Raw genomic sequence first — 13,660 nt, forward strand, 5'->3', positions numbered from 1 at the left:
ATTAGAATCGAACAGATTCCTCATTCTTACTTTTAGGATGCAAAACTGTGATATTTTTATTTCTATTAAAAATAAAATAAGAAAGTATGATAAGAACAGTAACAAACATTGTTAAAAATGCTTGTGAACGTAAAGTATCAATTGCGAACATCGCAACTAAAACTGCTATAATAGCAGCAATTGTAACATACGTTACATACGGAAAAAGCCACATTTTCACTTTCAAATTTTGTTGTTCTACTTTCCCCATTTTTTTACGCATCTTTAAATGCGAAACTGCAATAACGAGATAAACTAGTAACGCAATCCCGCCAGATGCATTCACTAAAAACAAAAAGACTTTATCTGGAGAAATGTAACTAAACACAACTCCAATATAAGCGAAGAAAGTTCCAAATAAAACCGCTCGAACGGGAACACCACTACTGTTCAATTTTAAAAATGACTTTGGAGCATCTCCTCTTTCTGCCATTGAAAAAAGCATTCTTGAATTTGTATATAAGCCTGAATTTAAGCAAGAAAGTACAGCTGTTAAAACGATAAAATTCATAATTTGTGCTGCCGCTGGTATTCCTATATGTTCAAGTACAGCTACAAATGGACTTTTTAATATGTTTGCTGAATTCCATGGCAGTAGCGTAACAACTACCGCTATAGACCCAATAAAAAATACAAGAATACGCCAAATCACACTGTTTGTTGCTGTTTTTACTGCTTTTACAGGTTCTGCAGATTCACCTGCGGCTACTGCTACAATCTCTGATCCCATAAATGAAAATATAACAACAGTAATTCCAAGCAGGACCGAACTTATACCGTTTGGCATAAATCCACCTTGTCCAATTAAATTCGAAGTGCCGGGTGCTTCTGTTCCTGGAACAAATCCTAAAATAACAGCAAGACCTAGACAAAGGAACAAAACAATACTTATTACTTTAATAAAAGAAAACCAATATTCAAACTCTCCAAATGATTTCACCGAAAAAACGTTCGTCAGCGTTAATAAAATTGTTAATATTAAACTTAATAACCAAAGCGGTATTTGTGGAATCCAATATTGGATAATACCAGCACCTGCTGTGGCTTCTATTGCAATAACAATTACCCAAAAAAACCAGTATAACCAGCCTATTGTATAACCCGCCCAAGGACCAATCGCTTCTCTTGCATACGTTGCAAATGAACCACTTGTCGGATTAACAGCTGCCATTTCTCCTAGCATTCTCATGACGAAAATGACTAGAAGTCCTGCTAATGCATATGAAACGATAGAACCTGGTCCTGCCGAATGTACAACTGCACCACTTCCAACAAACAAACCAGCCCCTATTACGCCGCCAATTGAAATCATTGTAATGTGGCGTATTTTGAGGTCTTTCTTTAGATTTTTATCCAAATCTTGTACATCCCCTTCCAAACTAAATTTTGAAACTTATGTAAGAGTACTGTGCGAAAGATTTTGTTCTATACGTTAAAATATATCAAAATATTCTGAATTTAACAATTACAATTCAACCTTCTTCAAAAATTATTACATTAGGTTTAATACTTTCCCATACACAATTGTTGAGAAAATTATAGTCCCCTTACAAAAGAAAGAATTTTCAGATATTATTAAATAAACAAGATTATACATCTAGACAACTTTTTGTATAGGAGTGTTGATATGTTAAACAAGTTCAAATTTTTTTGTTGCATTTTAGTAATGTTCTTACTTCTACCGCTATCCCCTTTCCAAGCACAAGCAGCAAACAATTTAGGTTCAAAATTACTCGTTGGATATTGGCATAACTTTGATAACGGTACTGGCATTATTAAATTAAAAGACGTTTCACCAAAATGGGATGTAATCAATGTATCTTTTGGTGAAACTGGTGGTGATCGTTCCACTGTTGAATTTTCTCCTGTGTATGGTACAGATGCAGACTTCAAATCAGATATTTCTTATTTAAAAAGTAAAGGAAAGAAAGTAGTTCTTTCAATAGGTGGACAAAATGGAGTCGTTTTACTTCCTGACAATGCCGCTAAGGATCGTTTTATTAATTCCATACAGTCTCTAATCGATAAATACGGTTTTGATGGAATAGATATTGACCTTGAATCAGGTATTTACTTAAACGGAAATGATACTAATTTCAAAAATCCAACTACTCCCCAAATCGTAAATCTTATATCAGCTATTCGAACAATCTCAGATCATTATGGTCCAGATTTTCTATTAAGCATGGCTCCTGAAACAGCTTATGTTCAAGGCGGTTATAGCGCATATGGAAGCATATGGGGTGCATATTTACCAATTATTTACGGAGTGAAAGATAAACTAACATACATTCATGTTCAACACTACAACGCTGGTAGCGGGATTGGAATGGACGGTAATAACTACAATCAAGGTACTGCAGACTACGAGGTCGCTATGGCAGATATGCTCTTACATGGTTTTCCTGTAGGTGGTAATCCAAATAACATTTTCCCAGCTCTTCGCTCAGATCAAGTTATGATTGGGCTTCCAGCAGCACCAGCGGCAGCTCCAAGTGGTGGATACATTTCGCCAACTGAAATGAAAAAAGCTTTAAATTATATCATTAAAGGAGTTCCGTTCGGAGGAAAGTATAAACTTTCTAACCAGAGTGGCTATCCTGCATTCCGCGGCCTAATGTCTTGGTCTATTAATTGGGATGCAAAAAACAACTTCGAATTCTCAAATAACTATAGAACATATTTTGATGGTCTTTCCTTGCAAAAATAACAAAGTAAAACTATAATTAGCCCCCATCAATCGGACATTTATGGGCAATCAATGCAGGATAAAAACAGCAATAGGACCCTTTATAGGTCCTATTGTTGTTTTTTATTTATGAAAATTACTTTGTCACATCTAAAGTTTTAAGAAACTGTTTTCCATCGCCCAACATCGCACGTTCCTCCGAATCATATTGTTAAATATTCTAGTCACTCTTTTGCTTCAACACAAAAACTGAAAGTTCAGGTACACTACAAAATCTAACAGGCATCCTAGTAGTCCCAATACCACGATTTACATATAAATATAACTGCTTACTCTTCCCCTCCACTTCATACATACCTTCAACATAACTCTCAGCTAGTTTGGTAGTAATTAACGGACCTACAAAAGGGATTTGGACTTGTCCTCCGTGACTATGTCCTGACAGTTGAAGATCAACTGGGTAACGATTTATTTTGGTTACAACATCCGGCTCATGTACTAATAACATGTTGAAATCATTTTGTTTCAAGTTTTTTAAAGTTGAATCTATTTTCGGCTTCCCTAATAGAAAATCATCCAAACCTGATATTGTAATATATTTGCCGTTTTCCACTTTAATTTTCTGCACTTCATTTACTAATACAAAAAAACCAGCTTCCTCCATATATTTTTTGTAAAATAAACTACCGCCCCCGCCCCTATCATGATTCCCAAACACAGCATATTTCCCTAAGGGAGCATAAATTTTCTGCAAAATAGCCTTCGCTTCCTCTCTTTCTGCACTATAAGAACCAAATTTATCTATTAAATCTCCGGTAAAAACTACTATATCTGGATGTAATTCATTCATCTTCTCCACCAAATGTTCAAGTTGCTTCAATGTAAACTCTGGCCCTAAATGTACATCTGAAAACTGTAATATTTTTTTATTATTAAATTCTTTAGGAATTGCAGAAGCTTCTATTTCATTCCATGTAACTGTTACTAGTTTTCGTTCTATTTCTGTCGCATAATAATACAAACTTACTAGTATCATTAATATACTTATAAAACTAATAATAAATATCTTTACGATTGATTTTTTTCGTTCTTTTTTTACATGATTTGTATTCATGTTTTCACCTCTAGAAACACTTTAAATCCTTATTGTTACATTAATGTGACAACATGAACTATGTTATTAATATGTAATTTCCTCCCTATTCACTTTGACAATTTTATACAGAAGTCATACCATATTTTTATAATACATATATTTTCGAATCTTTTTCTATTCATTCCATCATTTTATTACGGAGGGGTTATTCATGTCTGTATTTACACCAGAAGAAATTACGGAACTTGCTGCGAATTCCGGAAGGAAAAAAGCTCATTTATCATTACTCCCTATGCTAATTCTCGGTTTTTTTGGCGGTGCTTTTATCGCATTAGGGTATTTACTCGATATTCATGTTATTGGAACAATGCCAAAATATTGGGGATCATTTACTAGTTTTCTAGGCGCTGCTGTATTCCCTATCGGTCTTATTCTCGTTATTCTTGCAGGCGGTGAACTAGTAACTGGTAACATGATGACAGTTTCTATGGCTTGGCTTCAAAAGAAAATTACTTTATTTCATTTCATACGAAATTTAGTTATTGTTACGTTTAGCAATTTCATAGGGGCTGTATTTGTAGCCTACTTTTTCGGCCATATCGTTGGCTTAACTGAAGGAGCTTTTTTAGCGAAAACTATTTCTATCGCTCAAGCGAAACTACAAGATACACCATTGCAAGCATTTATTTCTGCAATCGGATGTAATTGGCTCGTTTGTTTAGCTGTTTGGCTCAGTATGGGAAGTAAAGAATTTATCGGAAAGATTATCGGTATTTGGTTCCCAGTTATGACTTTTGTTGCGATTGGATTTCAACACGTTGTAGCAAATATGTTTGTCATCCCAGCCGCAATTTTTGCCGGTCATTTCACTTGGGCTGAATATTTTCCAAACTTTATTTTTGTTTTCTTTGGAAATTTAGTAGGAGGTATGTTATTTGTAGCACTACCTTACTTCATATCTTATAATAAGAAACTATCTTCTTATCAAGAGAAGACTGAAATGAAGAACAAATCTCTGTCGGCTTAAATAGAATGTCTATAAAGGACCCTAAAAATATTACAAATTTCATTTTTTTTGCGAATATATGTACGTACACTTGTTCTCGAATGTTTTATACGTTATAATAACAACTTAAATAGCATTATTTACATATGAGGTGAAAAACATGAACAAAACAGAATTAATTAAAAACGTAGCACAAAATGCTGAGATTTCTCAAAAAGAAGCTACTGTAGTTGTACAAACTGTAGTAGAATCAATCACTAACACTTTAGCTGCTGGTGAAAAAGTACAACTTATCGGATTCGGTACATTCGAAGTTCGCGAAAGAGCTGCTCGTACAGGCCGTAACCCACAAACTGGTGAAGAAATGCAAATCGCAGCTTCTAAAGTACCTGCTTTCAAAGCTGGTAAAGAACTAAAAGAAGCTGTAAAATAATGAAAAATATCCTTCTCATTTATGAGAAGGATATTTTTTCATAACATAATTAATAAAAATCTGACCATTATGCTGTTTCTTTTGTTCTTTTATGCAAATAAAATCTTTACTTTCAAAAAAAGGTTTTGCGGTAATGCTCGCCTCTGTATATATCTCCCTATGTCCCAAGTTCACTGCTTCTTTTTCTAACTTCTGTAGTATGTATGAAGCGACTCTTTTTCCTTGATAATCTTTATGCGTAAATAAACGATCTACGTAACGATCATCGTTATAATCCCCAAACCCCACAATCATACCTTTATGATCCGCTACATAGCTAATATTCTTTTCTAAAGACTGTAACCAATTTTCTCTATCTAGTCGCTCCGGTGCCCACGCCTGTAGCTGTAACTCATTATAATCTTTTGCATTAACCGTATGAACTGTTTCATAGAATAATTGTAATACTTGATCTAAATCTTTTTTCTGGAATGTTCTAATTATAATATCTTTTAACATATATAAGTCTCCTTACCAAACTACCTCTTAACTTTTCTACTACATACGATTCTATATTTCTGCTTTATTATATCGTTTTAATTTCTATACGAACAAAAAAACAATACTTATTCAAGTATTGTTTTTTAATTCTATTCAATTACTTAATGTAGCTTTTTAAGGTTTTAATTTAACTCTTTGTAATCGTAATGCATTTAATACAACGGATACAGAACTAAATGCCATCGCTGCTCCAGCAACCCAAGGGGCTAAGAAACCTAATGCCGCAATTGGAATTCCTAACGCGTTATAAGCTAATGCCCAGAATAAATTTTGTTTAATATTTCTTATCGTCATTTTACTCATAAATATCGCATCAGCAATACTATTTAAGTCACCGCGGATTAACGTTATATCCGCTGCTTCCATCGCTACATCCGTTCCCGTTCCAATTGCCATACCAATGTTCGCTGTAGCAAGAGCAGGAGCATCATTTATCCCGTCTCCAACCATCGCTACTTTCTTACCATTTGCTTGCAGTTTTTTCACTTCTTCTGCTTTTCCTTCTGGCAATACTTCTGCAATTACGTGATCAATACCAACTTGCTTTGCAATTGCCTGAGCAGTTTGTGTATTATCTCCTGTAATCATCACAACGTCTAGACCCATTTTTTTCAGTCTTGCGATAGCTGCTTTTGAAGTATCTTTCACAGTATCTGCAACGGCAACTATACCAGCATATTCTTTATCGATTGCAATAAGCATTGCTGTTTTTCCTTCTCGTTCTAGCGCTTCCATTGATTTAGAAACTTCTTCAATATCAATATTGAATTTCTTCATTAATCGACGTGTACCAATTAATAAGTGTTTTCCTTCTACAACTGATTCGATACCAAATCCCGGAATCGCTTCAAACGTTTCTGAACTCGGGATATCAATTTTCTTTTCTTTAATTCCTTCTACAATCGCTTCTGCAAGCGGATGTTCAGAATTTCTTTCTGCTGCCCCTACTAATCTAAGCAGTTCATTTTCATTGAATCCATCTGCTACAATTACATCTGTTAATACCGGCTTCCCATTTGTCACTGTACCCGTTTTATCTAGAATAACCGTATCTAATCGGTGCGTTGCTTCTAAATGCTCTCCACCTTTAAATAAAATACCATACTCAGCCGATCTTCCTGATCCTGCCATAATAGATGTAGGCGTTGCAAGACCTAATGCACATGGACAAGCAATAACAAGTACTGCTATCATTTTCTCAAGTGCTCCGCCAAAATCACCAGGTGTAACAAATATCATCCATACTGCAAATGTGATAATCGCAATCACAACTACAACCGGTACGAAAATACCTGAAATTTGATCTGCTACCCTTTGAATAGGAGCTTTTGAACCTTGTGCCTCTTCTACTACTTTAATAATTTGAGCTAATGCAGTATCTCTTCCTACCTTAGTTGCTTTCACTTTTAAAAATCCATTTTTATTTATTGTCGAACCTATTACTACATCCCCAATTGACTTATCAACAGGAATACTTTCACCCGTTAACATCGATTCATCAATTGCTGACTTTCCTTCTACAATCTCACCATCTACTGGTATTTTTTCACCAGGCTTTACATAGACGATATCACCAGCTACTACTTCTTCAATCAAAATTTTTATTTCTGTTCCATCTCGCACAACTGTAGCTGTCTTCGCTTGTAAACCCATCAATTTTTTAATTGCTTCTGATGAGCGCCCTTTTGCTTTCGCTTCAAATAATTTACCTAAAATAATTAATGTAATAAGTACCGCACTCGTTTCAAAATATAAATCTGTCATATGTTCCGAAGAACCAATAGATTGAATACTTAAATATACACTATAGAAGTACGCGGCCGACGTTCCAAGCGCCACGAGAACATCCATATTAGCACTTTTATTGCGTAACGCTTTATAAGCCCCAACATAAAACTGTCCACCAATGATAAATTGAACAGGAGTTGCAAGTGCTAGTTGCACCCAAGGGTTCATTAACATATCCGGTAAATAAATAAATGACGTAAATGAGAAATGACTAACCATTGCCCACAATAATGGGAAAGATAAAATAAACGAAATAATAAACTTCTTCTTTTGTCTTTCAATTTCTTGTAATCGATGATCAGTTGATGCATCTTGATCATCTGGTTTCACTTCTAATTTATATCCTAGCTTCGTAATCGCGCTCTTCATTTCATTTACATTAACTTCATCAGGGTTAAAGTCTACTGTGGCTGATTCTAAAGCAAAATTTACTGTCGCCTTGTTCACACCATCTAACTTATTTAAACGCTTTTCAACTCTATTTGCACATGCTGCACATGTCATTCCTGAAACAGTAAATTCAGCTTTATCACTTACAATTCCATATCCTAATGATTCAACTTTTTCTTTAAATTGTTGCGGATTTGTTTTAGTTGGATCGTACATTATTTTTGTTTTTTCAAGCGCAAAATTTACATTTGCCTCATGAACACCTTCTACTTTTTTTAGACCTTTTTCAATTCTATTTGCACATGCCGCACATGTCATTCCTGATATTTGAAGATTGGCCTCTTTTTTTTCATTCATGTCTCTCACCTCTATATACCCTTATGAGGTATAATGATTAGCAAAATAAATCGTACTTCATTTAAAGTACGATTTATTTCCATATCTAAAAATAATTATTGAACATCGTATCCTTGATCTTCGATTACAGCAACGATATCTTTTAATGTTACAGCAGACGAGTCGATAGTAACTTCAACAGTTCCTTCTGCTAATTGAACCTTCACTTGTTCAACACCGTTTAGCTCTTTCACACTGCTTTCGATAGCATTTACACAATGTCCACAAGACATACCTTCAACCTGTAATGTTAACTGTTCCATTTAAAATCCTCCTCTTGTTTATTCATTGTTTGTTAATCACAATTACATCTTACCATACCCCCCTAAGGTAATCAATGGTTTTGTATCATGATTTTTCAATTATTTTCTAAAAGTTTATTTTACACACACTTTTTCACTACAATACACCCAAATCCAATATGAGGGTAAACAAAAAAACAAGCCAGTTAAATACTAGCTTGTTTTTACGCTTTTGAAAAACGTTCAAATACTGTCATTAATTCTTCAATTGCTTCGTCACCATTTCCATTTTTAATAGCTCCTGAAACACAATGACTCGTATGATTTTTGAGAACGCCCATTCCTACTTTTTTCATCGCTGCATTAATCGCTGAAATTTGCACTAAAATATCTACGCAATAACGATCATTTTCAATCATGTTTTGAATACCGCGGACCTGTCCTTCAATTCTCTTTAATCTATTTATAATCTGTTCTTTTTCTTTTTCTGATCTATGTGTTACTGCTTCATGCTCTTTATGATCCATATTATCACCTTCTTAAAGTTTCTCTTCATCCAATAAAACAATTGTTTTTTATGAGTATATCAATTATAGCATTAAATATCTACGCATGATACCCCATAAGAGTATATTTACACTTTATGATTATTCTTAACAACGCATTAGCTTCTTAATCTCAATTTTCAGTATACCCTTTCCTTTTAGTCAAAAAATCATTATATCTCTCATCAAAATTCAATAAAGTGAAACAAGAATAAGCGGGGATTACCCGCCCCCGCTTATTCTTCGTCTATAATGTTTTAATTTAAATTTTCAGATATTTAACCTAAGAATTTTTTCTTTCCATATATAATTATTGCTGATCACATACTTTTGTATCATTCACTACTGAAGTTCCTTCAACGGTTACCGTATGAAAACAGTCATTTACTCGAACTGTCACAACATTATCTTGCCGATCAATGATATGATATTCATTAAAATTTTTATTTAGAGCACTGCGAATTTGTTCTCCTTCATAAATTGGAATGCCATGTGATAGAACCCAAATAAGTCCAGCGATAGCAAGAATAGTTTTCATACGATCTACCTCCTTGGGAATATAGTGAACTTTTCATCCATACTTTTTCAGCTCTACAAATCATGATCGGAATAAACCAAGCCTTTTTGGAAATAAGTTCATTTCGTCTATTTTATGTTTATGCTAATTGTGACCGATTTGTGACAACTTTTTGTCTCTTTAGACGAAAAGTTGAAACAAAACTTTCGAAAAGGACAATTCTACATATTAAAAAAGGTTATGGAATGTTTCATCCATAACCTTTTTTCCTATACGTAACTAATAAACCTCAATCCTTTACTTAAAGACGTCGGCACAACAGATGCATGATTCTCCCCTTCAGCTTCATAAAACTTAAATTTAAGTTTATCGTGGTTTACTTGGAGAAGGCGCTCTGATAATTCATTTGCACCTACAACCATATGCTCTCGTTCAAGTGATCCAACTGTAAGGAACACTCCTGTTTCAAACTTAGCATTGTTTAATTCATGTATAAGGTTCTCTTCTTTTTCAAGAACGGATTTATTATTCCACCATATAGATGGACTACTAATAAAATAATTTTGAAAAGCGTTTAAGTTTGTAAATAGTATATGCAAAGCAAATAGTCCACCTAAAGAATGTCCAAATAACGTTTGCTTACTTTTATCAATCTCAAAATTCTTTTCAATTTGTGGTTTCAGTTCTTCTTCAATAAAAGTAAAGAAATTATGTGCTCCTCCTGTTTTAGGCCACGGTCTACCGTCTGGTTTTAAAGGGGCATCTTTTGAAATTACGCTAGGCGTAAAATCATAGCACCTTTCTTCCCCTGAAAATGCGCCTTCAATCGGATAACCCACTCCAACTATAACAGCTGGTGAAACACCAGTTTTTTCCGCTCTTACTGATTGTATTTTAACTGCTTCATGAAATGTTTGAAAAAAGGCATTGCCATCTAATACGTAAATAACGGGATATCCTGAATCCGGTGCTGGTTGCCTCGGCTTTGAAATATGAATTTGATATTCCTTACCTTCTAATTTTGAATACATTTTCCACTGCTCTGTATTAGATGTTATAATCTGCTGTTTTTCAATTGTAGTATTCACCCTATCCCCCCCTTTTAACTTGTTACATATATTTCGATTTTTTCTTCTTGAGATACAACGCTATCATAACCGAAACAAACAGGAGCCCCATTATGCGGATCAATCATGACACGCGCATCAATATGAAATACTTCTTTTAACACTTCATTTGTAATGATTTCTTCTGGGCTACCAGTTGTAACAATTTCGCCTTCCTTCATTGCAATAATTTCATCTGAAAACCTTGATGCATGGTTAATATCATGTAATACCATAACAACCGTACAATTATGTTCTTTATTTAACTTCTCCACAATTTGTAATACATCTAATTGATGAGACATATCAAGGTATGTAGTTGGCTCATCTAATAGCAACACTTCTGTCTCTTGTGCTAATGCCATCGCTAGCCATACCTTTTGTCTTTGACCACCTGATAAATTTGCAATTTGTCTCGTTCGAAATTCAGAAGTTTTCGTTATATCTAATGCCCAATCAATCATTTCTTTATCTTTTGTCGTTAACTTATTTACGTTATTTCGATGTGGATAGCGTCCATAAGAAATTAATTCTTCCACTTTAAGCTCACCTGGTGCAATTGGAGTTTGCGGGAGTAAAGCTAACTGCTTCGCAATTTCTTTCGTTGGAATTGTATGTAAATCCTGTCCTTGCAAATATACTTTACCGCTTTTTTGTTTTAAAATTCTTCCCATTGTTTTTAACAATGTCGATTTACCGCAACCGTTTGGACCTATAATTGTCGTTACTTTTCCTTCTTGTATTTCCACATTTAAATCGCGAAACACTGTAAGCTTTTCATAACTTGTTTCTAAATTTTTTGCACTTAAAATACTCACTTTTATTCCTCCTCTTACGCTTTCGCCTTATAAAGTAAATATAAGAAATACGGTACACCGACAATAGAAATAACGATTCCAACTGGTAGCTCTACAGGTGTAAAAACTGTTTTCGCAATAAAGTCTGAAGCAATTACAAGAAACATTCCGATTACGCCGCATGTAGGAATTATATACTTATGTTGAATACCGACAAGCCTTTTCGCTATATGCGGTGCCATTAAGCCAATAAAACCGATACTCCCTGAAACAGCAACACATGCGCTCACAAGCCCGATACTACTTAATAGTAAAATCGATTTCTCTCTTTCTACTGAAACACCTAAACTTGTAATACTCGTTTCTTCCAATTGAAATAAATCTAATAAATAAGCTTTCTTTTGTATAAGCGGAATTAAGATAATAAGCCATGGTAACATAGCCACAATATACTTCCAGTTTGCACTATATATGCTTCCAGACACCCACACTGCGGCCATTTCAAAATCAGTTGACTTCATTTTGAGTGATAAGTACATAGAAAAGGCTCCAAATCCTGATCCAATTGCAATCCCTGTTAATAAAAGTCGCTGTGAATCTAATTTACCGTTTTTCCAAGAAAACAGATAAATGATGATAGCTGCACCTAATCCGCCTACTAAACCAAACATTGGCATCATCATAATAGAAACCCAGTCTGTGCTTTTTAATTGCCCTTGAAAGAAAAACATAAAAATGACAATCGCTGTTCCTGCTCCGGCATTTACGCCTAAAATACCTGGGTCCGCCAACCCATTTCTCGTAATCCCTTGAATAACGGCACCCGCAACACCAAGGCCTAATCCTACTAATCCAGCAATTACGATGCGCGGAAGGCGAAACTCAAAAATAACTAAATCATGTTCTGGTACTGGATCAATTCTAAACAGTGTTTTAAATATATCTGTAATCGTAATGTCGAACGTACCATTTGTTAAACTAATATAAATAGCACATAGTATTAAAAATATAATAATCCCCATCGTCATTCCGAAACGTTGACTTGAACTTTTAAGCATGTCTCTCTCCTCCTCTAGTACGGATTAAATAAAGGAAGAAAGGAATTCCAATTAAAGAGGTAACGACTCCAATAGGTGTTTCAAATGGATAGTTTACAAATCTACTCAAAACGTCACATAACGCTAAGAAAACGCCACCAATAACACCTGCACATGGCAAAATCCACTTATAATCTACCCCAATTATAAAGCGCGTAATGTGCGGAATAATTAAACCTACAAAACCAACTTTCCCCACTAAAGCAACTGCTGTTCCTGTTAAGAAAATTACCGATAAAATTGCCATCGCTTTAACTAGTTTTGTACGTTGCCCTAAATTAATAGAAACCTCTTCGCCTAATGAAAGAATGGTAATAGATTTTGATATTAACAATGCTAAAATTATTCCAATTATCCCAAACGGTATCGTGATTTTAATGATATTAAGATCTACTTGATCTAACTTTGCATTAAACCAAAAACTAACATTTTGAGAAATTTGGAAATACGAAGCCATTGCAGCCGATACACTACTTAAAAATGTTCCAATAACTGTTCCTATAATCGCTAACCTAACTGGTGATAAGCCATTTTGAAGGAGCGAACCAAAACCAAACACGATACCGGCTCCTAGTGCAGAACCAATCATTGAACATACAACCATACCAATTGATGACATTCCCGGAAGAAAAATCATGCTAAGTGTAATAACAAAGGCAGCGCCATCCGTCACACCCATAATAGAAGGGGATGCAAGATAGTTTCTTGTCATCCCCTGCATAAGTGCTCCTGATATGGCTAGAAATGCTCCGACTAAAAGAGCTGCAACTACCCTTGGTAAACGTGAAGTAATAATAATATTATGATTTACATCGCTTGAATCAAAATGAAATAATGCGTTCCACACTGTTTCAGCGTCAATAATTTTTGCCCCATACAAAATCGAAAGTATAATTGTAAATAAGATGAGTATGGGTGCTATACATAATATAGTTACTGGTACTGCATTTGTTTTCTGCATATCATTCAACGCACCTTA

14 protein-coding genes are annotated in these 13,660 nt (G+C 34.6%); 3 read left to right on the forward strand and 11 right to left on the reverse strand.

Annotated elements, in window-relative coordinates; all coding sequences use genetic code 11:
• Position 1: 1 nt before the first annotated feature.
• Positions 2-1,396: a GABA permease gene (gene gabP / locus V7S45_RS18200; RefSeq protein WP_000360111.1), complete on the reverse strand. Its 1,395-nt coding sequence runs from the start codon at positions 1,394-1,396 to the stop codon at positions 2-4.
• 270 nt (positions 1,397-1,666) lie between these two features.
• Here gabP and V7S45_RS18205 point away from each other — a divergent pair, with 270 nt between their 5' ends.
• A complete protein-coding gene (locus V7S45_RS18205; protein ID WP_000932437.1) occupies positions 1,667-2,749 on the forward strand; it encodes a chitinase in 1,083 nt (360 codons plus the stop codon).
• Positions 2,750-2,948: 199 nt separating this feature from the next.
• On the opposite strand, the gene V7S45_RS18210 is transcribed toward V7S45_RS18205, so the two are convergent.
• Entirely contained in the window at positions 2,949-3,842 is an 894-nt protein-coding gene (locus V7S45_RS18210; RefSeq protein WP_025687334.1) for a metallophosphoesterase, read from the reverse strand.
• A 193-nt stretch (positions 3,843-4,035) separates the two neighbouring features.
• On the opposite strand from V7S45_RS18210, the gene V7S45_RS18215 reads away from it, so the two are divergent.
• Together V7S45_RS18215 and V7S45_RS18220 are read left to right on the forward strand one after the other, a co-directional pair.
• Positions 4,036-4,851: a formate/nitrite transporter family protein gene (locus V7S45_RS18215; protein ID WP_000110545.1), complete on the forward strand. Its 816-nt coding sequence runs from the start codon at positions 4,036-4,038 to the stop codon at positions 4,849-4,851.
• Positions 4,852-4,990: 139 nt separating this feature from the next.
• Complete coding sequence (locus V7S45_RS18220; protein WP_001043904.1) at positions 4,991-5,263, forward strand: HU family DNA-binding protein; 273 nt, start codon at positions 4,991-4,993, stop codon at positions 5,261-5,263.
• Between the two features lie 15 nt (positions 5,264-5,278).
• Here the strand turns inward: V7S45_RS18220 and V7S45_RS18225 are convergent, their stop codons facing one another.
• The 9 genes from V7S45_RS18225 to V7S45_RS18265 form a co-directional block, all read right to left on the reverse strand.
• The gene (locus tag V7S45_RS18225; RefSeq protein WP_000910167.1) at positions 5,279-5,761 is read right to left on the reverse strand and encodes a GNAT family N-acetyltransferase; all 483 of its coding nucleotides are present in this window, start codon (positions 5,759-5,761) and stop codon (positions 5,279-5,281) included.
• A 156-nt stretch (positions 5,762-5,917) separates the two neighbouring features.
• Positions 5,918-8,338, reverse strand: coding sequence for a heavy metal translocating P-type ATPase (locus V7S45_RS18230; RefSeq protein ID WP_001003178.1), 2,421 nt, complete (start codon positions 8,336-8,338; stop codon positions 5,918-5,920).
• A 95-nt stretch (positions 8,339-8,433) separates the two neighbouring features.
• Complete coding sequence (gene copZ / locus V7S45_RS18235; RefSeq protein ID WP_000436973.1) at positions 8,434-8,640, reverse strand: copper chaperone CopZ; 207 nt, start codon at positions 8,638-8,640, stop codon at positions 8,434-8,436.
• Positions 8,641-8,843: 203 nt separating this feature from the next.
• Complete coding sequence (locus tag V7S45_RS18240) at positions 8,844-9,146, reverse strand: metal-sensing transcriptional repressor (RefSeq protein ID WP_000349637.1); 303 nt, start codon at positions 9,144-9,146, stop codon at positions 8,844-8,846.
• Between the two features lie 328 nt (positions 9,147-9,474).
• On the reverse strand, positions 9,475-9,702 hold the full coding sequence (locus V7S45_RS18245; protein WP_000849103.1) for a hypothetical protein: 228 nt from the start codon (positions 9,700-9,702) through the stop codon (positions 9,475-9,477).
• A gap of 248 nt (positions 9,703-9,950) precedes the next feature.
• Positions 9,951-10,769, reverse strand: coding sequence for an alpha/beta hydrolase-fold protein (locus V7S45_RS18250; protein WP_025687335.1), 819 nt, complete (start codon positions 10,767-10,769; stop codon positions 9,951-9,953).
• 14 nt (positions 10,770-10,783) lie between these two features.
• The gene (locus V7S45_RS18255; protein ID WP_000025765.1) at positions 10,784-11,605 is read right to left on the reverse strand and encodes an ABC transporter ATP-binding protein; all 822 of its coding nucleotides are present in this window, start codon (positions 11,603-11,605) and stop codon (positions 10,784-10,786) included.
• A gap of 14 nt (positions 11,606-11,619) precedes the next feature.
• Entirely contained in the window at positions 11,620-12,642 is a 1,023-nt protein-coding gene (locus tag V7S45_RS18260) for an iron ABC transporter permease (protein WP_000920438.1), read from the reverse strand.
• Complete coding sequence (locus tag V7S45_RS18265) at positions 12,635-13,642, reverse strand: iron ABC transporter permease (protein WP_342761457.1); 1,008 nt, start codon at positions 13,640-13,642, stop codon at positions 12,635-12,637. Before V7S45_RS18265 ends, V7S45_RS18260 begins: the two co-directional genes overlap by 8 nt.
• Between the last annotated feature and the right edge of the window lie 18 nt (positions 13,643-13,660).

It is taken from the genome of Bacillus sp. BR3(2024), assembly GCF_039134555.1.
Classification (GTDB): domain Bacteria; phylum Bacillota; class Bacilli; order Bacillales; family Bacillaceae_G; genus Bacillus_A; species Bacillus_A cereus.

Coding starts and splice junctions, on each gene's coding strand:
- V7S45_RS18210 (WP_025687334.1), bottom strand. CDS start 3,842: ATGAATACAAATCATGTAAAAAAAGAACGAAAAAAATCAATCGTAAAG.
- V7S45_RS18245 (WP_000849103.1), bottom strand. CDS start 9,702: ATGAAAACTATTCTTGCTATCGCTGGACTTATTTGGGTTCTATCACAT.
- V7S45_RS18240 (WP_000349637.1), bottom strand. CDS start 9,146: ATGGATCATAAAGAGCATGAAGCAGTAACACATAGATCAGAAAAAGAA.
- V7S45_RS18220 (WP_001043904.1), top strand. CDS start 4,991: ATGAACAAAACAGAATTAATTAAAAACGTAGCACAAAATGCTGAGATT.
- V7S45_RS18265 (WP_342761457.1), bottom strand. CDS start 13,642: ATGCAGAAAACAAATGCAGTACCAGTAACTATATTATGTATAGCACCC.
- copZ (WP_000436973.1), bottom strand. CDS start 8,640: ATGGAACAGTTAACATTACAGGTTGAAGGTATGTCTTGTGGACATTGT.
- V7S45_RS18205 (WP_000932437.1), top strand. CDS start 1,667: ATGTTAAACAAGTTCAAATTTTTTTGTTGCATTTTAGTAATGTTCTTA.
- V7S45_RS18215 (WP_000110545.1), top strand. CDS start 4,036: ATGTCTGTATTTACACCAGAAGAAATTACGGAACTTGCTGCGAATTCC.
- V7S45_RS18225 (WP_000910167.1), bottom strand. CDS start 5,761: ATGTTAAAAGATATTATAATTAGAACATTCCAGAAAAAAGATTTAGAT.
- V7S45_RS18230 (WP_001003178.1), bottom strand. CDS start 8,338: ATGAATGAAAAAAAAGAGGCCAATCTTCAAATATCAGGAATGACATGT.
- V7S45_RS18260 (WP_000920438.1), bottom strand. CDS start 12,642: ATGCTTAAAAGTTCAAGTCAACGTTTCGGAATGACGATGGGGATTATT.